25 protein-coding genes and 1 pseudogene are annotated in these 21,407 nt (G+C 55.7%); 9 read left to right on the forward strand and 17 right to left on the reverse strand.

From position 1 onward, the window contains the following. The first annotated feature begins 253 nt into the window (after window positions 1-253). The 3 genes from E3U32_RS06085 (at window position 254) to E3U32_RS06095 (ending at window position 2,904) form a co-directional block, all read left to right on the forward strand. Entirely contained in the window at window positions 254-955 is a 702-nt protein-coding gene (locus E3U32_RS06085) for a phosphohydrolase (protein WP_134348051.1), read from the forward strand. A 61-nt stretch (window positions 956-1,016) separates the two neighbouring features. After that, window positions 1,017-2,432 carry a DNA cytosine methyltransferase gene (locus E3U32_RS06090; RefSeq protein ID WP_134348052.1) on the forward strand — a complete coding sequence of 472 codons (1,416 nt, stop codon included), beginning with the start codon at window positions 1,017-1,019 and terminating at the stop codon, window positions 2,430-2,432. Beyond that, on the forward strand, window positions 2,413-2,904 hold the full coding sequence (locus tag E3U32_RS06095) for a very short patch repair endonuclease (RefSeq protein ID WP_134348053.1): 492 nt from the start codon (window positions 2,413-2,415) through the stop codon (window positions 2,902-2,904). The genes E3U32_RS06090 and E3U32_RS06095 overlap by 20 nt, the downstream gene beginning before the upstream one ends. On the opposite strand, the gene yedA is transcribed toward E3U32_RS06095, so the two are convergent. Then, window positions 2,876-3,790 (reverse strand): drug/metabolite exporter YedA, encoded by a 915-nt coding sequence (yedA, locus tag E3U32_RS06100; RefSeq protein WP_134348054.1) that lies wholly within the window; start codon window positions 3,788-3,790, stop codon window positions 2,876-2,878. The genes E3U32_RS06095 and yedA overlap by 29 nt on opposite strands. Before the next feature lie 169 nt (window positions 3,791-3,959). Between yedA and E3U32_RS06105 the strand changes: the two genes are divergently transcribed. From E3U32_RS06105 to dgcQ, 3 genes are all read left to right on the forward strand, one after another. After that, entirely contained in the window at window positions 3,960-4,880 is a 921-nt protein-coding gene (locus E3U32_RS06105) for a DUF808 domain-containing protein (RefSeq protein ID WP_353620355.1), read from the forward strand. A 78-nt stretch (window positions 4,881-4,958) separates the two neighbouring features. Next, window positions 4,959-5,141, forward strand: a complete 183-nt coding sequence (locus tag E3U32_RS06110; protein WP_008500307.1) for a YodC family protein — start codon at window positions 4,959-4,961, stop codon at window positions 5,139-5,141. Between the two features lie 73 nt (window positions 5,142-5,214). Further along, window positions 5,215-6,915, forward strand: coding sequence for a cellulose biosynthesis regulator diguanylate cyclase DgcQ (gene dgcQ / locus E3U32_RS06115; protein WP_134348056.1), 1,701 nt, complete (start codon window positions 5,215-5,217; stop codon window positions 6,913-6,915). On the opposite strand, the gene E3U32_RS06120 is transcribed toward dgcQ, so the two are convergent. Both E3U32_RS06120 and yodD read right to left on the reverse strand, forming a co-directional pair. Beyond that, window positions 6,900-7,700 carry a mannosyl-3-phosphoglycerate phosphatase-related protein gene (locus tag E3U32_RS06120; RefSeq protein ID WP_134348057.1) on the reverse strand — a complete coding sequence of 267 codons (801 nt, stop codon included), beginning with the start codon at window positions 7,698-7,700 and terminating at the stop codon, window positions 6,900-6,902. The two genes, dgcQ and E3U32_RS06120, sit on opposite strands and share 16 nt — an antisense overlap. Window positions 7,701-8,002: 302 nt before the next feature. Next, the gene (yodD, locus tag E3U32_RS06125) at window positions 8,003-8,230 is read right to left on the reverse strand and encodes a YodD family peroxide/acid resistance protein (protein ID WP_013097742.1); all 228 of its coding nucleotides are present in this window, start codon (window positions 8,228-8,230) and stop codon (window positions 8,003-8,005) included. A gap of 126 nt (window positions 8,231-8,356) precedes the next feature. On the opposite strand from yodD, the gene dsrB reads away from it, so the two are divergent. Then, the gene (dsrB, locus tag E3U32_RS23690; RefSeq protein WP_208527899.1) at window positions 8,357-8,545 is read left to right on the forward strand and encodes a protein DsrB; all 189 of its coding nucleotides are present in this window, start codon (window positions 8,357-8,359) and stop codon (window positions 8,543-8,545) included. 107 nt (window positions 8,546-8,652) lie between these two features. On the opposite strand, the gene rcsA is transcribed toward dsrB, so the two are convergent. The 14 genes and pseudogenes from rcsA to fliF form a co-directional block, all read right to left on the reverse strand. Continuing rightward, window positions 8,653-9,276 (reverse strand): transcriptional regulator RcsA, encoded by a 624-nt coding sequence (gene rcsA, locus E3U32_RS06135; protein ID WP_008500313.1) that lies wholly within the window; start codon window positions 9,274-9,276, stop codon window positions 8,653-8,655. Between the two features lie 287 nt (window positions 9,277-9,563). Continuing rightward, window positions 9,564-10,356 (reverse strand): annotated as a pseudogene (gene fliR, locus E3U32_RS06140) (flagellar biosynthetic protein FliR); the annotation flags it as partial. A gap of 7 nt (window positions 10,357-10,363) precedes the next feature. Then, on the reverse strand, window positions 10,364-10,633 hold the full coding sequence (fliQ, locus tag E3U32_RS06145) for a flagellar biosynthesis protein FliQ (RefSeq protein ID WP_134348059.1): 270 nt from the start codon (window positions 10,631-10,633) through the stop codon (window positions 10,364-10,366). A 9-nt stretch (window positions 10,634-10,642) separates the two neighbouring features. Beyond that, complete coding sequence (gene fliP / locus E3U32_RS06150) at window positions 10,643-11,380, reverse strand: flagellar type III secretion system pore protein FliP (protein ID WP_134348060.1); 738 nt, start codon at window positions 11,378-11,380, stop codon at window positions 10,643-10,645. After that, entirely contained in the window at window positions 11,380-11,754 is a 375-nt protein-coding gene (gene fliO, locus E3U32_RS06155; RefSeq protein WP_134348061.1) for a flagellar biosynthetic protein FliO, read from the reverse strand. Before fliO ends, fliP begins: the two co-directional genes overlap by 1 nt. 2 nt (window positions 11,755-11,756) lie before the next feature. After that, the gene (gene fliN / locus E3U32_RS06160) at window positions 11,757-12,170 is read right to left on the reverse strand and encodes a flagellar motor switch protein FliN (RefSeq protein WP_014170738.1); all 414 of its coding nucleotides are present in this window, start codon (window positions 12,168-12,170) and stop codon (window positions 11,757-11,759) included. Then, the gene (gene fliM / locus E3U32_RS06165) at window positions 12,167-13,171 is read right to left on the reverse strand and encodes a flagellar motor switch protein FliM (protein WP_134348062.1); all 1,005 of its coding nucleotides are present in this window, start codon (window positions 13,169-13,171) and stop codon (window positions 12,167-12,169) included. Before fliM ends, fliN begins: the two co-directional genes overlap by 4 nt. A gap of 4 nt (window positions 13,172-13,175) precedes the next feature. Continuing rightward, on the reverse strand, window positions 13,176-13,646 hold the full coding sequence (fliL, locus tag E3U32_RS06170) for a flagellar basal body-associated protein FliL (RefSeq protein ID WP_134348063.1): 471 nt from the start codon (window positions 13,644-13,646) through the stop codon (window positions 13,176-13,178). Window positions 13,647-13,752: 106 nt separating this feature from the next. Beyond that, the gene (gene fliK, locus E3U32_RS06175; RefSeq protein WP_134348064.1) at window positions 13,753-14,991 is read right to left on the reverse strand and encodes a flagellar hook length control protein FliK; all 1,239 of its coding nucleotides are present in this window, start codon (window positions 14,989-14,991) and stop codon (window positions 13,753-13,755) included. Next, a complete protein-coding gene (gene fliJ / locus E3U32_RS06180; protein WP_023312304.1) occupies window positions 14,988-15,431 on the reverse strand; it encodes a flagellar export protein FliJ in 444 nt (147 codons plus the stop codon). The genes fliK and fliJ overlap by 4 nt, the downstream gene beginning before the upstream one ends. A gap of 21 nt (window positions 15,432-15,452) precedes the next feature. Beyond that, the gene (gene fliI / locus E3U32_RS06185) at window positions 15,453-16,823 is read right to left on the reverse strand and encodes a flagellar protein export ATPase FliI (protein ID WP_134348065.1); all 1,371 of its coding nucleotides are present in this window, start codon (window positions 16,821-16,823) and stop codon (window positions 15,453-15,455) included. Further along, entirely contained in the window at window positions 16,823-17,530 is a 708-nt protein-coding gene (gene fliH, locus E3U32_RS06190; RefSeq protein WP_134348066.1) for a flagellar assembly protein FliH, read from the reverse strand. Before fliH ends, fliI begins: the two co-directional genes overlap by 1 nt. Beyond that, window positions 17,523-18,521, reverse strand: a complete 999-nt coding sequence (gene fliG / locus E3U32_RS06195; RefSeq protein WP_134348067.1) for a flagellar motor switch protein FliG — start codon at window positions 18,519-18,521, stop codon at window positions 17,523-17,525. Before fliG ends, fliH begins: the two co-directional genes overlap by 8 nt. After that, window positions 18,514-20,190: a flagellar basal-body MS-ring/collar protein FliF gene (fliF, locus tag E3U32_RS06200; RefSeq protein WP_134348068.1), complete on the reverse strand. Its 1,677-nt coding sequence runs from the start codon at window positions 20,188-20,190 to the stop codon at window positions 18,514-18,516. The genes fliG and fliF overlap by 8 nt, the downstream gene beginning before the upstream one ends. Window positions 20,191-20,418: 228 nt before the next feature. Between fliF and fliE the strand changes: the two genes are divergently transcribed. Continuing rightward, window positions 20,419-20,733: a flagellar hook-basal body complex protein FliE gene (fliE, locus tag E3U32_RS06205; RefSeq protein WP_008500329.1), complete on the forward strand. Its 315-nt coding sequence runs from the start codon at window positions 20,419-20,421 to the stop codon at window positions 20,731-20,733. Window positions 20,734-20,807: 74 nt separating this feature from the next. Next, window positions 20,808-21,221, forward strand: a complete 414-nt coding sequence (gene yedD, locus E3U32_RS06210) for a lipoprotein YedD (RefSeq protein ID WP_134348069.1) — start codon at window positions 20,808-20,810, stop codon at window positions 21,219-21,221. Window positions 21,222-21,407 lie beyond the last annotated feature (186 nt).

The raw sequence follows: 21,407 nt of genomic DNA on the forward strand, positions 1-21,407 counted from the left end.
ATATATGTAATCACTCTCCATAATTACAGGGTCGATACTATTCCAGGAGTTGTTGTTTAGTTTCAAAAATAAATGTAATTAAATTCGTTCAAATATTGCAAAATATTTCTATTAATCTCTTTATTTTTCTTGTGAATTAATTCATTGAATTTATATGGTGTAATTATTATTAAGTATTTCGTAGTTCTATTTTTAAATTGATTTAATTCGGCTATGTTATAATTCATTCCCTTTTTTACAACAGGATGTAACGATGGAACTTGCCCGGTGGCAGCATAGCTTTGAGCGATGGCTAGAGGAAAACCACACGACCGACGATACCGCACATGATATTTCGCACTTTCGTCGTGTCTGGATGACGGCGCAAAAAATCATGGCTCATCAGGCGGCCGATCCGCTGGTGGTCCTGACCGCATGCTATTTCCACGATATCGTCAGCCTGCCGAAAAACCACCCTGAACGCAGCCGGTCATCCCAGCTGGCAGCCCGCAAGACGAGTGCCATTCTGCGCCGCGACTTCCCGGACTTCCCGTCTGAATGCTATGCCGCCGTGGAACATGCTGTTGAGGCGCACAGCTTTAGCGCCGGGATTGTGCCGCAGAGCATGGAAGCCAAAATTGTGCAGGACGCTGACCGGCTGGAAGCGTTAGGGGCTATTGGTCTGGCGCGCGTTTTTGCCGTCTCGGGTGCGCTGGGCGTACCGCTTTTTGACGCAGACGATCCGTTTGCCGATGCGCGTCCGCTGGACGATCGTGCGTTTGCCCTCGATCATTTTCAGACCAAGCTGCTGCGCTTGCCTGATACAATGCAAACAGAAATGGGCCGCGAGCTGGCACGTCACAACGCCGATTTCCTGATCCAGTTTATGGCGAAACTCAGTGCTGAATTACACGGCGACTGCATCGGGATGGATAGCCAGGTGCTGAGCCGCTTCCGTCGCAGTTTGCGCGAATGAACTGTGGTAATCTGTTCCCAGTCTTTATTCTCCGGTTAAAAGAATGCAGGAAAAACGATCAGTGACAGAGCCCGCGCCTGAGCAGGCTGAGAAAACAACGGCAACGGTGCAGGCGTTACTGGGCCAGCTGTTGGATATCTATGATGCTAAAACGCTGGCAAATCTGCTGGTGGCACAGGGTGAGAGCCACTGGAGCCCGGCTATTCTTAAACGTCTGCTGACCAGCGAGCGAGCTGGGCGTCGCCTGAGTGAAGGCGAGTTTCGTTATCTGCAAAACTTGCTTCCGCGTCCTTCTGCCGCGCACCCGAACTATGCCTTCCGCTTTATCGATCTGTTTGCCGGTATCGGCGGTATCCGACACGGTTTTGAAGCTATCGGTGGCCAGTGCGTGTTTACCAGCGAGTGGAACAAACACGCCGTGCGTACCTACAAGGCTAACTGGTACTGCGATCCCCACGAGCATCATTTCAACGCGGATATCCGCGACGTCACCCTGAGCCATAAAAGCGGGGTGAGCGATGAACAAGCCGCCGAACACATTCGCCAGACGATCCCGGCCCATGACGTGCTGCTGGCAGGTTTCCCGTGCCAGCCTTTCTCGCTGGCCGGCGTTTCAAAAAAGAATGCCCTCGGACGCGCCCACGGTTTTGCCTGCGATACGCAGGGAACGCTGTTTTTTGACGTGGCCCGTATCATTGACGCCCGTCGTCCGGCCATTTTTGTGCTGGAAAACGTTAAAAATTTAAAAAGCCACGACGGCGGGAAAACTTTCCGCATTATCATGCAAACCCTGGATGAGCTGGGTTATGACGTGGCCGATTCCCAGGACATGGGCGCGGATGACCCAAAAATCATTGATGGGAAACATTTCCTGCCCCAGCATCGCGAACGTATCGTGCTGGTGGGTTTCCGCCGCGATCTCAATCTGAAGGGTGACTTCACCCTGCGGGATATCCCGTCTTTGTATCCCGAACGCCGTCCCAGCGTGGCTGACCTGCTGGAACCTGTCGTTGACGCGAAATTTATCCTCACCCCGGTGCTGTGGAAATATCTCTACCGCTATGCCAAGAAACATCAGGCGAAAGGCAACGGCTTCGGTTTTGGGATGGTCAACCCGAACGATCCGCACAGCGTGACCCGCACGTTGTCCGCTCGCTACTACAAAGACGGCGCGGAAATCCTTATCGACAGAGGATGGGACAAGGCGCTGGGTGAAAAAGATTTCGACGATCCGCACAACCAGCGTCACCGTCCGCGACGCTTAACGCCGCGGGAATGCGCCCGGCTGATGGGCTTTGAATCCCCGCAGGGTTACCGCTTCCGCATTCCGGTTTCGGACACCCAGGCGTACCGTCAGTTTGGTAACTCGGTAGTGGTTCCCGCGTTCGCGGCCGTGGCAAAACTGCTGGCCTCGCGCATCAGACAGGCGGTAGCGCTCCGTCAGGGTGAGGCCGTCAATGACGGATGTTCACAATAAGGCGACGCGCAGTAAAAACATGCGTGCCATCGGCACGCGTGATACCGCCATTGAAAAGCGCCTGGCCGCGCTGCTGACGCAGGCGGGATTTGATTTCCGCGTGCAGGATGCCGCCCTGGCGGGTCGCCCCGATTTCGTCATCGACGCATGGCAGTGCATCATCTTTACCCACGGCTGTTTCTGGCACCACCACGACTGCTACCTGTTTAAAGTCCCCGCGACGCGCACCGAATTCTGGCTGGATAAGATTGGCAAGAACGTCGAACGCGACAAGCGGGATCTCACCACGCTGATTGCGCAGGGCTGGCGGGTGCTGATCGTCTGGGAGTGTGCGCTGAGGGGCAGATTAAAACTGAATGATGTTGAACTGTCGGAACGGCTGGAAGAGTGGATCTGCGGCGGCGGCCAGACCGCGCAGATCGACACGCAGGGTATTCACCTGCTTACGGTTTCTCCACCTCGCAAGGGGTGACCACCGGTTTTGCAGGCAGCAAATACTTGCCTAAGGTGACCAGCACGACGGCAAAAACAATCACCCCTAAAGCAACCCATTCAATGGAAGAGAGCGTTTCTCCGCCTAATCCCGTACCGAGCAGCACGGCCACGACCGGGTTGACGTAGGCATAGCTGGTGGCGACCGCCGGGGAGACGTTGCGGATCAGGAACATATAGGCATTAATGGCGATGACAGAGCCAAACAGCGCCAGATACCCTACCGCGAGAAAGCCCGACAGGTCCGGCATGGTAGTCAGCTTTTCTCCCGTCAGCGTGGAGGCGAGAAGCAGTACAATCCCAGCAGCGAGCATCTCAATCGCGCCGGCCATCATGCCGGTGGGGAGCTCGATACGTGAACCGTATACGGAACCAAACGCCCAGCTGATCGAGCCTATCAGGATAATCACTGCGCCCCACGGATTCCCGCTCAGGTTACCGCCGCTATTGAGCAAAATAATGCCGGTCAGTCCTATGCCAATTCCCAGCCATTCCAGCTTGCGGGTGCGGATGCCGAACAGGCGGCTGAAGCAGAGGGTGAAGAGCGGTACGGTGGCAACGACCACGGCGGCGATCCCGGACGGTACGTTCTGGTGCTCGGCAATCGTCACAAACCCATTTCCCACCGCCAGCAGCAGCAGGCCGATCAGGGCGGCATTCAGCATCGGGCGCAGAGGGGGAAGTTTATGTCCGCGCAGCAGCAGGAACGCGAGCAGCAAGACGCCAGCCGAGAGGAAGCGGATGCCCGCCATCATCAGTGGCGGCCAGCTTTCCACGCCGATGCGAATGACAAAGTAGGTTGAACCCCAGATGATGTACAGCGAAAAGAGTGCCCCAATGAGCGGTAGCAATTGCCGGAAACGCATAATCCCTCACGACGTAATAAAAAGGTCGCTGATAGTAAACGCGAAAACTATCGTGCTGGCGAGTCCTTTAATTGTGCAGTCGATGTTAATTTTTTGTTGACGCGAGGTGCCTGTTTCCGGGTTTGCGCTTTTGCTCCATACTATTCACTTAATTACCAAAAAATGAAGGATGAAGATTTTGGCAGGAAGTAGCTTATTAACATTGCTGGATGATATTGCCACCTTACTGGATGATATTTCGGTGATGGGTAAACTGGCGGCGAAAAAAACCGCAGGTGTGCTGGGAGATGATTTATCGCTTAACGCCCAACAGGTGAGTGGCGTGAGGGCTAACCGTGAATTGCCGGTGGTGTGGGGCGTGGCGAAAGGCTCCTTCCTGAATAAGGTGATTCTGGTACCGCTGGCGCTGTTGATCAGCGCCTTTATTCCCTGGGCTATCACGCCGCTGCTGATGATTGGCGGGGCATTTCTCTGCTTCGAGGGGGTGGAGAAAGTCCTGCACTCCTTTAGCGCGCGCAAGGAGAGCGATACGCCGGAGATGCGCCAGCAGCGTCTTGAAGCGCTGGCCGCTCAGGATCCGAAAACCTTCGAGCGCGATAAAGTCAAAGGTGCCATTCGGACCGACTTTATTCTGTCCGCGGAAATTGTTGCCATTACGCTTGGCATTGTGTCCGACGCGCCGCTTCTGAATCAGGTTCTGATCCTTTCCGGCATCGCCATTCTGGTCACGGTAGGCGTGTACGGCCTGGTCGGATTGATCGTTAAGCTGGATGATATTGGCTACTGGCTGGAGACGAAATCAAGCGCGGTGGCAAAAGGCATCGGCAAGAGCCTGCTGGTACTGGCCCCCTGGCTGATGAAGAGTTTGTCCGTGGTGGGCACGCTGGCGATGTTCCTCGTGGGCGGCGGTATTGTGGTTCACGGCATTGCGCCGCTGCATCATGCTATTGAACATTTCTCCTCGGCGCAGGGTGCTGTTGTCGCGGCGATTCTGCCCACTCTGCTGAATCTGGTGCTGGGCTTTATCGTTGGCGCTATCGTCGTCGCGGCGGTGAAACTGGTTGAGAAAATACGCGGCACGTCGCACTAATTGTTACCCGCTGTGGGATGCAAAAAGACCATTCCTCGTCTAAATTGAAACAGTTTCACCCTGATACAGGAGGCAGGTATGGTCTTTTTGGTCAGTGATGAAGTTAAGCCTAAGAAGGGCGGCCCACGTATGATTGTCACCGGGTATTCCAGCGGAATGGTGGAATGTCGGTGGCACGATGGCTATAGCATCAAGCGGGAAGCATTTCGTGAAGATGAGCTTCAGCCGGGGGACGGGCAGCACAAGCGGGACAAGGCTTAATCACATAACGCCCGGCTTTGCCGGGCGTTTTTATTTCAAGTACCGAGTGTAAGGCAGTAATCAGGGAGTGTGTGTGCAGCGCGATACCTTTGTTGTAAAACAATCTTTTCTACAATGGCTGCATAAGCGTAGCAATCCGGGGTTGATTGTTAATCTCTGTTTTTTGACCGTTCTGGTGTTTTCCACACTCCTGACCTGGCGCGAGGTGGTGGTGCTGGAAGAAGCGTATATCTCCAGCCAGCGTAACCATCTGGATACGGTGGCCAGTTCGCTGGACCGGCAGTTACAGAACAGCGTGGACAGGATGCTGTTGTTCCGTCAGGGCATGCGTGATGCGATCCAGACGCCGCTGGCATTTGATGTCCTGGAGAATGCGGTGTCACGCTTTAACGCGGTCCGCATGCTCCCCACCTGGCAGCTTGCCGTTGACAAACAACGCACCCTTCCCATTAACGGCGTGTCGGATGCCTTCGTCGAAAAAACCACGATTCTGAATCGTGACGCTGAGCGCATCAGTCATGAAATTTCTGCCGCGCTCGAAGTGGGGTATCTGCTCAGGCTGGCGTCGTCGAGAGCGCGAACGGAAGCGCGGGTAATCTATGTGTCCCGCGCCGGATTTTTTATTTCCACAGACACGCCGGAGCAGGCGGGCGATATCACCTCCCGCTATTACCATCTGGTCACGCAATCCTGGTTTACCCAGCAGTCGGAACGTAACAATCGCGCTCGCGCGGTGCGCTGGTTTATCTCCACGCCTTCATCCTGGACGAATGATGAACGAACGATTACCGCCAGCGTCCCCATCTATTTTGATCATTACTGGTATGGCGTCGTGGCGATGGATTTTGCGCTGAACACGATGCAGCGTCTGCTGGCTGACGCGACGGAAGACCGGACGGAAGGGGAGTATCAGCTGTACGACACCCGGCTCAATATGATTGCCACTTCTGCCCACGCGGGAACCCCGGTTAACCACTTCGACGAACGTGAAACGGCGCAGATTGCCCACGCGATTGAGAACGATACCGGCGGCGGCATCCGCCTCGGAAGCCGTTTTGTTAGCTGGGAGCGGCTCGATCACTTCGACGGCGTTGTCTTGCGGATCCACACCCTGCATGAAGGGGTGCAAGACGACTTCGGCAGCATCAGTATTGTGCTGGCGCTGCTGTGGGCGCTCTTTACCGCCATGCTATTGATCTCGTGGCTGGTTATTCGCCGGATGGTGAGTAACATGTATACGCTTCAGCATTCGCTCCAGTGGCAGGCCTGGCATGACCCGCTTACCCGGCTGAACAATCGCGGCGCGCTGTTCGACCGTGCAAAAATACTGGCGGAAACCTGTCGCCAGAAATCTCTGCCATTTTCAGTGATTCAGATCGATCTCGACCACTTTAAAAACATCAACGACCGTTTTGGCCATCAGGCCGGGGATAAAGTGCTATCCCACACGGCGGGACTGATTGCCAGCGCGTTACGCAAGAATGATGTGGCAGGGCGCGTCGGCGGGGAAGAGTTTTGTGTCGTCCTGCCGGGGATTGGTCTGGAAGAGGCGAGAGGCGTCGCGGACCGTATTCGCTGCCGAATCAACAGTAAGGAGATCCTGGTGAAGAAGAGCACGACGCTACGCATCAGCGCGTCACTGGGCGTCAGCAGTGCGGATGAAGCGGGGAACTACGATTTTGAACAGCTGCAGTCCATTGCGGACGCCCGGTTATATCAGGCTAAACAGACCGGGCGTAACCGGGTCGTCTGGCGGGATCAGGACAGGAAGTGATCCAGCCCCTCGTGCCAGCCCGCTGGCCCGGGCTGTTGGGTGTGATAAACCCGCCTGGGGTTATCGTCCCGTAGCGTGATACCCTGGCGGTTAATGCCCTTAATCACCACCGCGTAGTCAACGCTGTCCAGCAGCGGCGCATCATTAGGACCATCGCCGAGCCCCAGGGTCGTGGGTTCGATCTCTTCCTGCTCACGGTATTGCTCAATCAGCCAGTTAACCGCCACGTCCTTGCCACAGCGGACGTCCAGAATATGCCAGAAGCGCGCTCCCTGCAGGCATTGCAGGCCGCAGCGCGCCAGTTCCTCTTCAAACTGGACCAGGTTCTCATCGGTGTCACGCCAGATGAGCGTAACGGAGGCTTCATGCCTGCGGGCAAGCGCCGAACGATAACGCGTCAGTCCCGTCCATTCGCTGATGACGTGCTCATCTACGTCGTCAAAGGTGGTGAATTTAAAGCCCATCTGCAGACGGATGTGCTCGATCCGCGGGCGAATATCCCGGTGCGTCATCCCTCTTATCTGGCGCTGAACCTTTTCCCAACGCACGTCAGGCTGAATAACCGCGCCGTTCTCGGCAATAAAAGGCAAGCCTTCCAGGCCCAGATCCTGCTGGATATCCAGCATCTCAGCCGCGGTCTTGCTGCTGCAAAGAATGACCGGCACCTGGTTATCCAGCAGCCTGTCCAGCCAGGGCATTGCGGGCTGCCACTCATAGGTATGAATATCCAGCAACGAGCCGTCCAGGTCAGAAAAAATCAGCAATGAATCCCGCAGTGAAGGCATAGTCGCTCCTGGTAACGGCCGCGTCGGTTTCTAAGAAAATTCCTAAAAAAATAACCGAGGTGGAAACCGGGGAAAAGAGAACGGTCCCTGGCAAACCCGCATTCGGCGTATGTTATTGCGGATAACAAAAAGCATTATGTTAAAAATAGTATATTCATCATAAGAATATATGCTTGTCAGACAAATTCGTTGGGGATAGTGTGGTGCGTACATCAGATTTCCTGGTGTAACGAATTTTCAAGTGCTTCTTGCATAAGCAAGTTTTGATCCCGGTCATCCCCATGACCGGGATTTTTTTCGCCCTACCGATTGGCTTCCGACACGCTAAAGTCGTGAATATCAAGCTCGAAGGCCTCCGCCAGTTCACGATAGGTGTGGTAATCCCTGCCGTTGACAATGACGCGGTCCGAATTGTCGTCCGTCCGGCGGACTTCTGACTCACTGATCTCATTGATGGCGGCAAGCAGGGCATCGACATCCACCTCGACTTCGCGCTTGATGGTGTCGCTATACTCTTTATCGGTCTTCATTCCGGGACTCCTCTTTCAACCTACAAGGCTAAGTATAGCTTGTGCATAAAAACGCCATTCACGCCGGGCGGCGATGTGCGTTTTTGCGTTTTGTTCTACACTGGCTCAAAACCAGAGGAGGAATGTATGAAGGTCAACGATCGGGTAACGGTTAAAACGGACGGTGGGCCGCGCCGCCCGGGTGTGGTGCTGGCAATTGAAGAGTTTAGTGAAGGCATAATGTACCTCGTATCACTGGAAGACTACCCGCTCGGCATTTGGTTTTTTAACGAACTGGGGCATCCTGACGGCATTTTTGTCGAGAAAGCAGACTAGCACGGCGTCGGGTAGCGCTTCGCGTGCCCGACAACGTCCGCAAAAGCAAAAATCTCTGGCCAGGCCAGAGATCAAAGGTAGGGTGCACAGGGTCTTTTCTTAAGCGACTAACGCATGTTGACGAAAATCCCGTTCGTCACATTATCGGTCAGGCGTACCACGTGGTAGATCACTTGCTTATTATGCGTTTTAATTTTCCTTTTAATATTTCCTTTGTGTGACGAAACGGTTTTAGCTTTAATATTCATCTGGTCTGAGATCTGAATAGTTCCTTGGCCCGCCATCCACATTCTCAGCATACTTGATTCAGTCCTGCTTAATGATAGGGTGGGTAAGTTAACCGCTCCTACATTTTTAACTTCTTTATTCAAATAATCACCCAGAATGTCATCCAGCGACTCTGGTTTAATCGATTTAGAACTGATCAATAAATTTTTACGGACCAACAAATACTCATCGAAATGGATATTTGCGATCGCCATAAAAACTATAAACAGGGTTTTTGGATGCTGATTAATGATTTGCTTAATGTGCTGACTGTTGGCTGGATCGTGAATGAAACAGTCCTCATTAATAAACACCACGCCTGGTTTTAGTTCGTCACAAGCGGCCGCGAGTTCGTCAACGGTGTGTGCATCGTTGATGTCTCTCTTTCTTACCCCTCTGCTTGCCAGGTACCCGGTTAACCCTAGCCGGGTGTAGCTGCATAAATCCATAATGATCGTTGACATGGCATACCCTCACTCAATGCGTAACGATAATTCACCATCTGCCTGAGAGCTCAAAACAGCCATACGGGATGGAAAAAAATAATAAACCTGTGAGCATGACAAAGACTTTCAGGCGGACTCACTATCCCGTAAAGTTACGTATAATTTGCCAGGAATCTTCTTAAAGTAAAGTAAATATTAAGTATTGTGAGATGGTTAGAAACAATTAAACCGCGTCAGATATATCCTGGAAGATGTTTTTCGTGTTTTATTTTAGGAATATCCTCAGAAAGACAATGGCAACAGTGAGGGCTATTATTTACGAGGCAGCTCGCTGACAATATCCGCTAACAGGTTGAATATCTCGCCGAATAAATGTTCACAGAAGGGAGCGATAAGTGGCATCAGTAGTGACATTAATAAAATTCCGACCGTCAGCGTCAGCGGAAAACCAATGACAAACACCGAAAGCTGCGGTGCCATTCGGTTAAGTAAACCTAATGCCAGGTTGACGGTCAGCAGCAGGGTGATGATCGGCAGCGCCAGCATCAGCCCGTTCAGGAATATCAGCCCCGCCGCGCGGGTGAGCGCCAGGAAGGCATTGCTGTTCACCGGATTTTCACCAATCGGCAGCGTATGGAACGTATCCACCAGCATGGAGATAAGCCAGAGATGGCCGTTGAACGACAGGAACAGCAGCATGGCGAGCAGATCGATAATTCGGGCCAGCACGGGCATGTTGAGATGACTGCCGGGATCAACAAACGTGGCGAACGATAACCCCATCTGCAGGCCAATCAGTTCCCCTGCGGTACGCACCGCGGCAAAAGCGAGCTGCATGGTAAAGCCGACGGCGACGCCAATCATGACCTGCTGTAGCGCCACCCACACCGCATTCGCCGAGAAGATCGGAATATCCACAGGGGGCAGGGACGGGGCGACGATAATGGAGATGATGATGCCCAGCCCCACTTTGACACGCTTGGGGATCGATTTCTCACTGAGAATCGGGGCGGTGGATATCAGCGCCATGATCCGCAGCATCGGCCAGAAATAGACGCCGAGCCACTGAACCCACTGGTCGCTGGTGAAGTGCAGCATCGTCAGGTCAGCCGATGATATACGGCAGATTGGTAAACAGGTTGCGCATATAGTCCAGCAACAGGTTCAGCATCCACGGCCCGGCCACGATAATCGCCATGAACACGGCAATGATTTTCGGGATAAATGACAGGGTCATTTCGTTAATCTGCGTGGCTGCCTGCAGAATACTGATGATAAGACCAGTAACCAGCGCGACAAGCAGCAGTGGAGCGGCAACGGCAATGGCGATTTTCATCGCTTCCGTGCCCATCATCATGACCGATTCGGGTGTCATTGCCGTTCCTTAACTGTAAAAACTCTGCGCCAGCGAACTGACCAGCAGCTGCCAACCGTCGACCAGCACAAAGAGCATGATCTTAAAGGGCAGGGCAATGGTGGCGGGTGGAACCATCATCATCCCGAGCGCCATCAGGACGCTGGCGATCACCAGGTCGATAATCAGGAACGGAATAAAAATGGTGAAGCCAATCTGGAACGCGGTTTTCAGCTCGCTGGTGACGTAGGCTGGCAGAAGAATACGCATTGGCACCGCTTCCGGTCCCTGCAGTTCGCCGGTGTTGGACAGGCGGGCAAAGAGCGCAAGGTCCGCTTCGCGCGTCTGGCGCAGCATAAATTCCCGCAGCGGCTGCGCGCCTTTATCCAGCGCCTCCTGCATGGAGATTTTATCTTCGCTAAACGGCTGGTAGGCGTCGGTATAAATTTTATCGATAACCGGCGACATAATGAAAAAGGTCAAAAACAGTGACAGCCCCAGCAGAACCTGGTTTGGCGGGGCGGAAGGGGTTCCCAGCGCGTTTCGCAGCAGACCAAAAACGATGATGATGCGGGTGAAGCTGGTCATCATCAGCAGAATGGCCGGAATAAACGTCAGCGAGGTGATGAACACCAGCGTCTGAACCGGAAGCGACCAGCTTTGTCCGCCGCCCGCGAGAGGGGTTGAAACCAGACCGGGCAGTTGCGCATAGACTGCGGGAGCAAACAGGCCAACGCCCGCAAGCGTCAGGGATAACAAACGGCGCATCAGGATCTCCCGGAACGCTTTAGCAAACTCTTCATGACGGACTGAAAATCCGCAGGGGCGTCTGCGCGCTCGTCCACCACAACAGGGGCGGGCGGCAGTTTATGTAATACGTTGATGTTTGAAGCTGTTACGCCCAGGACCAGACGCGCGTCGTCCACCTCGACGATGACCACGCGTTCGCGTGGCCCCAGCGTGGTGCTGGCGCTAACTTTCAGGCCGCGGGTACCGGCGGTTTTACCCGCCAGGCCAAAGCGCTTCGCCAGCCATGCGGCGATAAGAATAAAGGCAATAATACCGAGCAACGCCCCGCTCACCTGGAGCAGAGGTGAGCCGGGGACGGCAGAAGGTTGTGATATTGTTGCCTGGGTTTTCATGCTTAACGGCTCAGACGACGCATACGTTCAGACGGAGTAATGATGTCGGTGATACGCACGCCGTATTTATCGGCAACCACCACCACCTCACCCTGAGCAATCAGATAACCGTTGATCAGAATATCCAGCGGCTCACCGGCCAGACCGTCAAGCGCCACCACGGAACCCTGCGTCAGGCGCAGCAGCTCTTTAATGGTCATGCGGGTGCGCCCCAGTTCAACGGTCAGCTTAACCGGGATGTCCATAATCAGGTCGATGTCCTGCAGCGTGCCGCTGACGTCACCGCCGCCGAGCTGCTGGAATACGGCATCCGCTGCGCTTTTGGCTGGGGTCGTTTTTTGCTCGTTTAACGCGTCAGCCCACAGATCGTCCAGTGCTCCGCTGTTTTCATCGGACGGATTGTTCATGTCACTCATTTGGGCTGTTCCTCATTCAGCGAATTCAAAATCGGGTTGATCAAGTGCTCAACGCGTAACGCATACTGACCGTTAATCGTGCCGTACTGGCTTGTCAGCACGGGGACACCATCCACATGGGCAATAATGCGGTCGGGTTTTTCTATCGGCAAAACATCACCGGGTTGTAATTTCAGGATCTGGGATAACCGCAGCGGGATATCGGCGAAGCTCGCCACCAGTTCAAGCTGTGAATGTTGGACCTGGCGGACCAGGTTTTCACGCCAGTTCTGGTCTTCGTTGCGGGAGTTCTCCAGCGGCGGGTTCACCAGCAGCTCGCGCAGCGGTTCGATCATGCTGAACGGCAGGCAGATGTTGAACTCGCCGGTCAGGTTACCGATCTCCACATGGAACGGCGTGTTAACGACGATATCGTTCGGGGAGGTGGTGATATTGGTAAATTTCACCTGCATCTCAGAACGAACGTACTCCACTTCCAGCGGGTTAATCGCTTTCCACGCGTCGCTGTAAGACTCCAGCGCCAGCTTCAGCATGCGGTTAATGACGCGTTGTTCGGTGTGGGTGAATTCACGACCTTCTACTTTGGTCGGGAAGCGCCCGTCGCCGCCGAACAGGTTATCCACCGCAATGAACACCAGGCTTGGCGAAAACACCACCAGACCGGTGCCGCGCAGCGGCTTCAGATGAATCAGGTTAAGGTTAGTTGGCACCGGCAGGTTGCGGGCAAACTCGTGGTACGGCTGAATGCGGATCGCACCGACCGTAATATCCGGGCTACGACGCAGCAGGTTAAACAGCCCCATACGGAACTGACGTGCAAAACGTTCGTTAATGATCTCCAGCGCCTGCAGACGTTCACGGACCACGCGACGCTGGGTATTCGGGTCATAGGGACGAATATCGTTATCGCCGCCAACGCCCGGTTTAGGATCATCATTTTTATCGCTGTCGCCGTTAAGCAGCGCATCGATTTCTGCCTGAGAAAGAATACTGTCGCCCATGTCGTTACCGCAGAATGAAGGCTGTATACAGAACGTCAGTGACTTCCTGCTTTGGTTGGCCGTTTACCAGCGGTGTCGCCAGCGTTTGTTTAATGGCGTCGACCAGCTTTTGCTTACCGACATCGGTGGCCAGCGCCGAAGCGTCCTGACGGGAGAACAGCAGCAGAAGGCGGCTACGCACCTCCGGGAGATAATCATTCAGACGCGAGCGCGTGGCTTCATCCTTCAGACGCAGCGTAATACCGACATACAGCACACGATCCGCATCACCGAGATTCACGGTGAAGGTGTCCAGAGGGAAAAATACCGGCGCCGGCGGTGGTGCAGGTTCGGCTTTGGCTGCAGCGGTCGAAGGTTCCTGCTGCATACGCCAGTAACTATAGCCCGCAGTAGCGCAGGCGGCGAGCGTGATCAACACCAGCAGCGGGATCCAGATGGAACGCTTACTTTTTTTGGTGATAGCGGAGTCAGTCATCTGATACGAGCTTCCTGTTTCGGTACAGCTTAATATGGTGATTATCCCGTGTCCTGCTGTCGTCAAAGCGTGGAAAAGACGGGGATAATCACGCTACCTCTGGCGTTTAGGCGAAGATGTCTACGGCACTGTTACCGCGCGCCGCGGATTGCAGGGCGGCAGGGGTAGGCAGTAACTCATCGCTCTCTTCATTAAAACCGCCGGTATTGCCGGAACGCGAAGCCTGGTGCTGCTGCTGGGAGGAGGACTGCTGCTGCCCGGCAAAGCTCTCGCTGCTGACGCTACTTTGCGTAAGCTGAATGCCGTTCTCCGCAAGCGACGTTCGCAGGACCGGCAGTGCCGCTTCCAGAGCCGCACGGACATGGCTGTGCGCAGAGACCATCTGCAGTTGCGCCTGGTTATCATCCAGCTTAAGCGAAATTTGCACCTGACCCAGATCTTCCGGGTGCAGACGCAGCTCTGCTGTCTGCTGGCCCTGCTTAGTGAACAGCGTGATGTGCTGGCTCAGGGATTGCTGCCATTCATGGGTGCCCAGAGGCTGGCTTAGCACCGGCGCGGTGGCAACGGTGGCGGCTGGCTGGCTGGTCGCATGGCTGGACATAATCGGTGCCAGGGTGGCTGTCGGCGACGTTGAGGAAGAAGCGCTGGCGAGTTCCTGCTTCTCTGCTGCGGCGGCCACGACCGGCGTTGCAGGCGCGTTGTCCGACAGGGCCGGGTCGCTGTTTTTCGCCAGGCTGTGGCTCTGATAAGTCGCAGCAGTCTGCCCTTTATCATGGCTTCCCGGCAGGGCGTTCAGGGACGGTTGGCCCGCGCCCGTTTGTGCAAGCGTTGCGGAACCGATCGCAGACCGTTCGGCAATACCGTCGCTGGCTGCCACGTGAGAAGTGTTGGTCTGCTGGTGCGGCAGCATGGCCATCAGCGCGCTTAATCCGGCCAGCTCTTCTTCGCTCAGTTCGCTTTTGCTGTCATCTTTACTGTTGACCGCATTGAGCGTTTTCTGGGCATCGCCCTTTGACAGCGGCACCAGCCCGGAAATCAGCGTATCAAGCGACGTGACGGGCAACGTTTCATCGCCATTCAGCGCAGTTTGACGCGAGAGCAGGTCGGCAATTTTGGCCTGCAGGGTGGTATCGCCTTTGGCGTCCTGCGCGACTTTTGACAGCTTACTGCCGGCGGCTTTCAGATCGGCCAGGGTCAGCGGCGCATCTTTGCCCTTGCCCGTTGCATCCGACAGGGCGCCCGCCAGCAGAGAGAGAAAGTCTTGTGCACCGTCGGTGCCTTTCCCCGTCTGCGTGCCGCCTGACAGGTCGCTGTCGCTCATCAGCAGTTGTTGCAGTGTGATCATTCCGGTTTCCTCATTGATGCGCGCTGGGCAAACTCATCCATTTTTTTCTGATCCAGACGGTTTTCCGCCAGGGTCGTCGCCGCGATCTGTCGGTCCTGTAAGGTCTGCCAGGCCTGCAGTCGCTGCTTCTTCTCACGCCAGAAATTCAGCGCGGTATCGACTTTTTGGGTCCACTGGTTAAGCTGCTGGCGATGCTGATCTATCGCCTTTTCCAGCGTCTGGATAAACTGCTGATAGTTAATCCAGCGCTGGCTGCCAATGCCCTGTGTCATATCGGTATTGAGGTTGGTGCGATATTCATGCTGATAGTCGATTAACATCTTCAACTGTTCTTCAGCCTGCTGGCACCCGCGTCGCATTGCGCCAAGCTGCAATGCGGCATCATCAACTTCTTTTTCAGCCAGATCTTTCAGCGTTGATAACGCGCTGTTTTGCGCCATGACCTTCGCCCTCCACCTGTGTTACACCTGCGGGAAAATCAGCTCCAGTGCCTGAATTGAATCTTCCCAGTCGGCGCGTTCAAAAATGCCTTGTTGCAAAAATGCCTCCAGCTGCGGCCACAGGGTAATCGCTTTGTCGAGCATCGGGTCGCTGCCTTTGGCATACGCCCCGACGCTGACCAGATCGCGGTTGCGCTGGAAGCTGGAGAGGAGTTGTTTGAAGTTACGCACGCGGGCGTAGTGCTTCTCGGTTATCAGCGCCGTCATTGCGCGGCTGATGGATGCTTCAATATCAATGGCCGGATAGTGCCCGGCTTCAGCCAGACGACGCGACAGCACAATGTGACCGTCAAGGATCGCGCGCGCGGAGTCGGCAATCGGGTCCTGCTGGTCATCGCCTTCCGTCAGCACCGTGTAGAACGCGGTGATGGAGCCGCCGCCGCTGATGCCGTTCCCCGCACGTTCAACCAGGGCAGGGAGTTTGGCAAAGACCGAAGGCGGGTAGCCTTTGGTCGCAGGCGGTTCACCGATGGCCAGCGCGATTTCACGCTGCGCCATTGCGTAACGGGTCAGGGAATCCATGATCAGCAGTACGTGCTTGCCGCGGTCACGGAAATCTTCGGCGATACGGGTGGCATACGCGGCACCCTGCATACGCAGCAGCGGCGACACATCCGCCGGCGCGGCGATAACCACCGAGCGGGCGCGGCCTTCCGCACCCAGAATGTTTTCAATAAAGTCTTTGACTTCACGACCACGCTCGCCGATCAGCCCCACGACGATCACATCGGCCTGCGTGTAGCGCGCCATCATGCCGAGCAGGACGGATTTCCCCACGCCTGACCCGGCGAACAGGCCCATACGTTGTCCGCGTCCCACGGTCAGCAGGGCGTTAATCGGACGCACGCCGGTGTCCAGCACATGCTCAATAGCGGTACGCTGCAGGGGGTTGAACGGTTGGGTGATCAGCGCACCGGTTTCGGTGGTGTCCGGGGAGGGCAGCCCGTCGAGCGGTTTCCCGCTGCCGTCCAGCACGCGACCCAGCAGGGCAGGACCAAGGGGTAACTGTTTCCCGCTTTGCAGCCCGTCGCCAGAAATGTTTTTGGCATACACGCGCGCGCCGGGCAGAATGCCTTCCACCTCTTCAAGCGGCATCAGGAACAAACGTTGGCCGTTAAACCCGACCACTTCGCTTTCAACTTCACGCGTTTCCAGACCGTCCTGACGTTCAATCACGCAGGTCGCACCTAGCGGAAGCTGCAGGCCGGTGGCTTCAAGAACCAGACCGGTGGCGCGCGTCAGACGGCCATAACGACGAACAGAGGGCAGCTGCGCCATCTTCGTCTCAAAGTTGTCGAGCGTGGTGAGCCAGCGGGTGAGGCGTGCGGTCATCAGACGACTCCCGGTGCCGCCAGGCGGCACAGTTCCTGCCAGCGGGTGGCGACGCTGGCATCCAGGTCACCTTCATCGGCAGAGACTTTGCAGCCGCCGTGATGTAACGACGGGTCACCGCGCAGACGCCAGCCGTGCAGGTTAAGCGTTGCCCCCAGGCTCTCTTCCACGCGCTGCAGGTCGTCCGGATGGACGCGCAGCTGCGGCTTCCCGCTGAACAGCGGTTCCTGCTGCAGCAGGCCCTGAATTTGTTTAATAAGCGCCGTGTTATCCACCACGGGCGTCTGGCCGATCACCTGACGCGCGGCTTCCAGCGCCATCTGCATCAGTCGCGAGGCAATCACGCTGTCCAGCGCGTCCAGCGTATGCTGAAACTCGCTGACCAGCTGCTGCATGCGGGCATGGATCGGCGCCTGCTGCTGGCGCGCCTGATCGATACCGTGCTCTAACCCTTTTGCCAGGCCTTCCTGATACCCCTGCTCGTGGCCTTTCTGCCGGCCTTCGTTCAGACCGGCATTATAGCCCTGCTCGTGCGCCTGCATTTGCAGCTGAGCCAGCATCTGTGCCTGCTGCTCTTCCTCGCTAAGCTCGGGCTGCTCGACGTCAGGGTCGAGTGCCTCGGGCGCTATCACGGCTGGCATGAACTCAGAGAGGGGAGGAGCCAGATCGTCCGGTGTCCAGCGCTTCCACGGCAGCTCATTAGACATAGGTGTCGTCTCCGCTGCCAATCACCATCTCGCCGGTTTCTGCCAGACGACGAACAATAAGCAGGATGGCTTTCTGTTCGTTTTCCACCTGAGACAGACGAACCGGGCCGCGGTTGGCAAGGTCGTCGCGCAGGATATCCGCCGCACGCTGCGACATGTTGCGCAGGAACTTCTCGCGCAGCGGCTGCTCGGCACCTTTGAGGGCGATAAGCAGAGACTCGGAATCCACTTCCTGGAGAAGGCGCTGGATACTGCGGTCGTCCACTTCGACCAGGTTTTCGAACAGGAACATCTCGTCGATAATTTTCTGTGCCAGTTCGCCGTCGAATTCGCGAACCGCCGTAATAACTGCCTCTTCCTGCTGCGTTTTCATCAGGTTGATGATTTCCGCCGCCGTTCTCACGCCGCCCATTTTGCTGCGCTTGAGGTTCTGGCCGTCGAGCAGGCTGTTCAGCACTTCGGTCAGCTCTGCCAGCGCGGCTGGCTGGACGCCGCCGAAGGTTGCGATACGCAGCATTACATCGTGACGCAGACGCTCTTCGAACAGCGCCAGAATATCGGCCGCCTGGCCACGTTTGAGGTGGACAAGGATGGTGGCAATAATCTGCGGGTGCTCGTCGCGAATAAGGTCGGCGGCACTCTGCGGTTCCATAAAGTTAAGCGTTTCGATACCGCTGGCGGTATCGCGCGTTTCCAGAATGTCTTCCAGCAGGCTGGCGGCACGCTCTTCGCCCAATGCTTTGACCAGCACGGAACGCAGGTAGTCGTTGGCGTTGACGTTGAGCGCGGCAAACTGTTCGGCTTCCTGTTCAAACTCCGACAGCACTTCGGTCAGCTGTTTGTTGGAGATTTGACGCACGCTGGCCATAGCCGCACTCAGAATTTGCACTTCCCGCTGGGAGAGGTGTTTAAACACCTCTGCCGCGCGATCTTCGCCAATGGTCATCAACAGGATGACGCTTTTATCGGTGCCCGTAAGCGTATTACTCATGTTCGTTACCCATCCACTGGCGGATGACCAGCGCCACGACGCGCGGATCGTTATCTGACATTTCGCGAATGCGCTGGCTCATGACCTCAGCGCCCATGCGCTGGTTAGCACGACGCTGCTGCATTTGTTCATCTTTGCTGAGGCGAACTTCAACCGCTTCTTCCGTTTCCTGACGCGTGTTCATCTGCTCGCGAGCCGCTTTTTCGGCTTCAGCACGACGCTGGAGCTGTGGACGAACAGCCTTACGCCACAGCAGCCACGCGACAATCAGCACCAGCAGCCAGCGTCCTGCGGACAGCAGCTGATCGATAAACGCCTGCTGTTGCCAGAACGGCAGTTCACCGCCGGTCTCTTCAACCGAGTTGAACGGCGAGTTCACTACGTTGAGGCTATCGCCACGCTTCTCGGAGTAGCCCATCGCTTCACGGGTCAGATCTTCGATCTGCTTCATCTGCTCGGCAGTCAGCGGCAGCGGTTTGCCATTCGGCAGCGTTTTGTAGTTCACGACCACGGCGACGGACAGACGCTGAACATCACCCACGTTCAGTTTGGTGTGGCGAATTGTCCGGTCCACTTCGTAGTTCGTGGTCTCGTTACGGCTGCTGGTACGCGGACCGGCGTTATTGGCCGTCGAGGTGGTTTGCTGATTTTGCTGACCGTTCTGCTGATTGGCCGGCGGCGTAGAGATCGGTGCCGCGTTAGCCGGGGCAGGCTGGTTAGACAGCGCACCCGGCACGCCACCTGGATATGCTCCACCGACCTGCTCATTTGAGTTTATCTGGCGCGAACGCATGACCGCCTGAGACGCATCGCCGTTCGGGCTGTACTGCTCTTCGGTTTGTTCTTTATTGGCGAAGTCAATCTGCGCGGTAACCTGCGCATGCACGTTGCTGTTGCCTACTACCGGGCCGAGGATGGCTTCGATACGACGCTGGAGACGGCTTTCGACATCGGCGGCATATTTCAGCTGCGCGTCATTCAGGTCGCGACCGGCGGTATTGGATTGTGTCAGCAGGTGGCCACTCTGGTCGACCAGCGTTACGTTACCCGGCGGCAGACCGGCGACGGCGCTGGAGACGAGGTGCGTCACCGCGCTGATTTGCCCTTCGTCCAGCGCGCGGCCAGGCTCGAGGTTCACGGTTACGGAAGCCGAAGGCGATTTCTGTTCGCGGACAAATAAGGAAGGTTTAGGCATTGCCAGGTGCACGCGGGCACTCTTCACCGGGCCTAAGGTTTCAATGGTGCGGGCCAGTTCACCTTCCAGCGCACGCTGGTAGTTCACCTGCTCGCTGAACTGGCTGATACCGAATTTTTCCTGATCCAGCAGTTCAAAGCCCACCGCGCCGCCTTTTGGCAGCCCCTGCTGAGCCAGACGCAGACGGAGTTCGTGCACCTTATCCGCAGGAACCTCAAGTGCCCCCCCGTTATCGGCAAAGCGATAAGGGATGTTCATCTGGGTAAGCTGGGTGACGATGGCACCGCCATCCTGATCGGAAAGGTTACTGTAGAGCGTCCGGTAATCAGGGCTTTTCGCCCACAGGACCATCGCTACAAGGATCGCAATTGCGGCAGCGCCTGCCACGATCAACGGGATTTTAGGATTCGCGCGAAGGCGGTTCATCCACTCGAGTGATTTATTTTGCGGCGCTGTCGATGCTGTTGCACTCATTGCGCACCTCTTAAATCCTGGTGGTTTACGTTATTCGTGTAGAGAAACAAAACTGACTCCCGGGTCGGCAAACACGACAAAAGTTCCATATTGATGGCCCTGCCATTATTTGATGATTCGTGATTTTCTATGCGTCAAATAACCTGGTTTTTTCACGCTATTTACCGCCATTATCTTATTGACAAGCTGTTAGTCTTGACCGCGTAAAAAACCATCCAGGGGAGAGTCATGGCTATTCAGGGTATTGAAGGGGTAATCAGTCAGCTGCAGGCAACGGCAATGACGGCCCGTAATCAGAATGTGGCAGATCAACAGCCGAGCATCAGTTTTGCAGGGCAACTGCATGCCGCGCTTGACCGTATCAGTGATACCCAGACCGCAGCGCGCACCCAGGCAGAGAAGTTCACCCTCGGTGAACCGGGCGTGGCGCTGAATGACGTCATGACCGATTTGCAAAAAGCGTCCGTTTCCCTGCAGATGGGGATCCAGGTGCGTAACAAGCTGGTGTCGGCTTATCAGGAAGTGATGGGGATGCAGGTTTAAGACCTGTCGATCTTCGCTGGCAGCCTTAGCGCTTTAATGCCACAATATTTTTTTCTTCGAATGCAGGAAAGATGATGAAAAAAATAGCAATTGCTGGCGCGCTGCTGGCACTGACCGGATGCGTTCAGGTAGATAACTACAAGGATGTGATTAAGCATCCCGTCCCGGCGCATCTGGCGGGATACTGGCAGTCGAAAGGGCCGCAGAGCAAAATGGTCAGCCCGGAGGCGATTGCCACGCTGGTGGTGACGGAGGAGGGCGATACGCTGGACTGCCGTCAGTGGCAGCGCGTGATTGCCGTGCCGGGTAAAATCATGCTGCGTTCAGACAGTTATTACAACGTGACCCGCAAGCTGGATATCTATCCGCTGGAGCGCGATGGCTTGACGCTTGAGTACGACGGACTGGAGCTGCAGAAAGTTGACCGTCCAACGGTTGAGTGCGCCGATTACCTGAGCAAGAATCCGCTTGAGAGTAAGTTGCCGTAGCCGTTTGTTGCCGGGTGGCGCTGACGCTTACCCGGCCTACGGGACTGAGGGAAAACGCAAAACGGCAACCTTGTTGCCGTTTTTGGTGTTTGCGCCCTCTCCCTGTGGGTGTACGGTCCGGGGACATAGTGAACACTTGTTCGGGGACATGGTAGACACTTACAACTAAGGCATAAGAACCCGTTT

This window comes from Lelliottia nimipressuralis (assembly GCF_004402045.1).
GTDB classification, from domain to species: Bacteria; Pseudomonadota; Gammaproteobacteria; order Enterobacterales; family Enterobacteriaceae; genus Enterobacter; species Enterobacter chinensis.

Bases quoted from the DNA above. Each gene is read 5' to 3' on its own strand.
- E3U32_RS06085 (WP_134348051.1), top strand. From the start codon at position 254: ATGGAACTTGCCCGGTGGCAGCATAGCTTTGAGCGATGGCTAGAGGAA.
- E3U32_RS06095 (WP_134348053.1), top strand. From the start codon at position 2,413: ATGACGGATGTTCACAATAAGGCGACGCGCAGTAAAAACATGCGTGCC.
- yedA (WP_134348054.1), bottom strand. From the start codon at position 3,790: ATGCGTTTCCGGCAATTGCTACCGCTCATTGGGGCACTCTTTTCGCTG.
- E3U32_RS06105 (WP_353620355.1), top strand. From the start codon at position 3,960: ATGAAGATTTTGGCAGGAAGTAGCTTATTAACATTGCTGGATGATATT.
- E3U32_RS06110 (WP_008500307.1), top strand. From the start codon at position 4,959: ATGGTCTTTTTGGTCAGTGATGAAGTTAAGCCTAAGAAGGGCGGCCCA.
- E3U32_RS06120 (WP_134348057.1), bottom strand. From the start codon at position 7,700: ATGCCTTCACTGCGGGATTCATTGCTGATTTTTTCTGACCTGGACGGC.
- yodD (WP_013097742.1), bottom strand. From the start codon at position 8,230: ATGAAGACCGATAAAGAGTATAGCGACACCATCAAGCGCGAAGTCGAG.
- dsrB (WP_208527899.1), top strand. From the start codon at position 8,357: ATGAAGGTCAACGATCGGGTAACGGTTAAAACGGACGGTGGGCCGCGC.
- rcsA (WP_008500313.1), bottom strand. From the start codon at position 9,276: ATGTCAACGATCATTATGGATTTATGCAGCTACACCCGGCTAGGGTTA.
- fliQ (WP_134348059.1), bottom strand. From the start codon at position 10,633: ATGACACCCGAATCGGTCATGATGATGGGCACGGAAGCGATGAAAATC.
- fliP (WP_134348060.1), bottom strand. From the start codon at position 11,380: ATGCGCCGTTTGTTATCCCTGACGCTTGCGGGCGTTGGCCTGTTTGCT.
- fliO (WP_134348061.1), bottom strand. From the start codon at position 11,754: ATGAAAACCCAGGCAACAATATCACAACCTTCTGCCGTCCCCGGCTCA.
- fliN (WP_014170738.1), bottom strand. From the start codon at position 12,170: ATGAGTGACATGAACAATCCGTCCGATGAAAACAGCGGAGCACTGGAC.
- fliM (WP_134348062.1), bottom strand. From the start codon at position 13,171: ATGGGCGACAGTATTCTTTCTCAGGCAGAAATCGATGCGCTGCTTAAC.
- fliL (WP_134348063.1), bottom strand. From the start codon at position 13,646: ATGACTGACTCCGCTATCACCAAAAAAAGTAAGCGTTCCATCTGGATC.
- fliK (WP_134348064.1), bottom strand. From the start codon at position 14,991: ATGATCACACTGCAACAACTGCTGATGAGCGACAGCGACCTGTCAGGC.
- fliJ (WP_023312304.1), bottom strand. From the start codon at position 15,431: ATGGCGCAAAACAGCGCGTTATCAACGCTGAAAGATCTGGCTGAAAAA.
- fliI (WP_134348065.1), bottom strand. From the start codon at position 16,823: ATGACCGCACGCCTCACCCGCTGGCTCACCACGCTCGACAACTTTGAG.
- fliH (WP_134348066.1), bottom strand. From the start codon at position 17,530: ATGTCTAATGAGCTGCCGTGGAAGCGCTGGACACCGGACGATCTGGCT.
- fliG (WP_134348067.1), bottom strand. From the start codon at position 18,521: ATGAGTAATACGCTTACGGGCACCGATAAAAGCGTCATCCTGTTGATG.
- fliF (WP_134348068.1), bottom strand. From the start codon at position 20,190: ATGAGTGCAACAGCATCGACAGCGCCGCAAAATAAATCACTCGAGTGG.
- fliE (WP_008500329.1), top strand. From the start codon at position 20,419: ATGGCTATTCAGGGTATTGAAGGGGTAATCAGTCAGCTGCAGGCAACG.
- yedD (WP_134348069.1), top strand. From the start codon at position 20,808: ATGAAAAAAATAGCAATTGCTGGCGCGCTGCTGGCACTGACCGGATGC.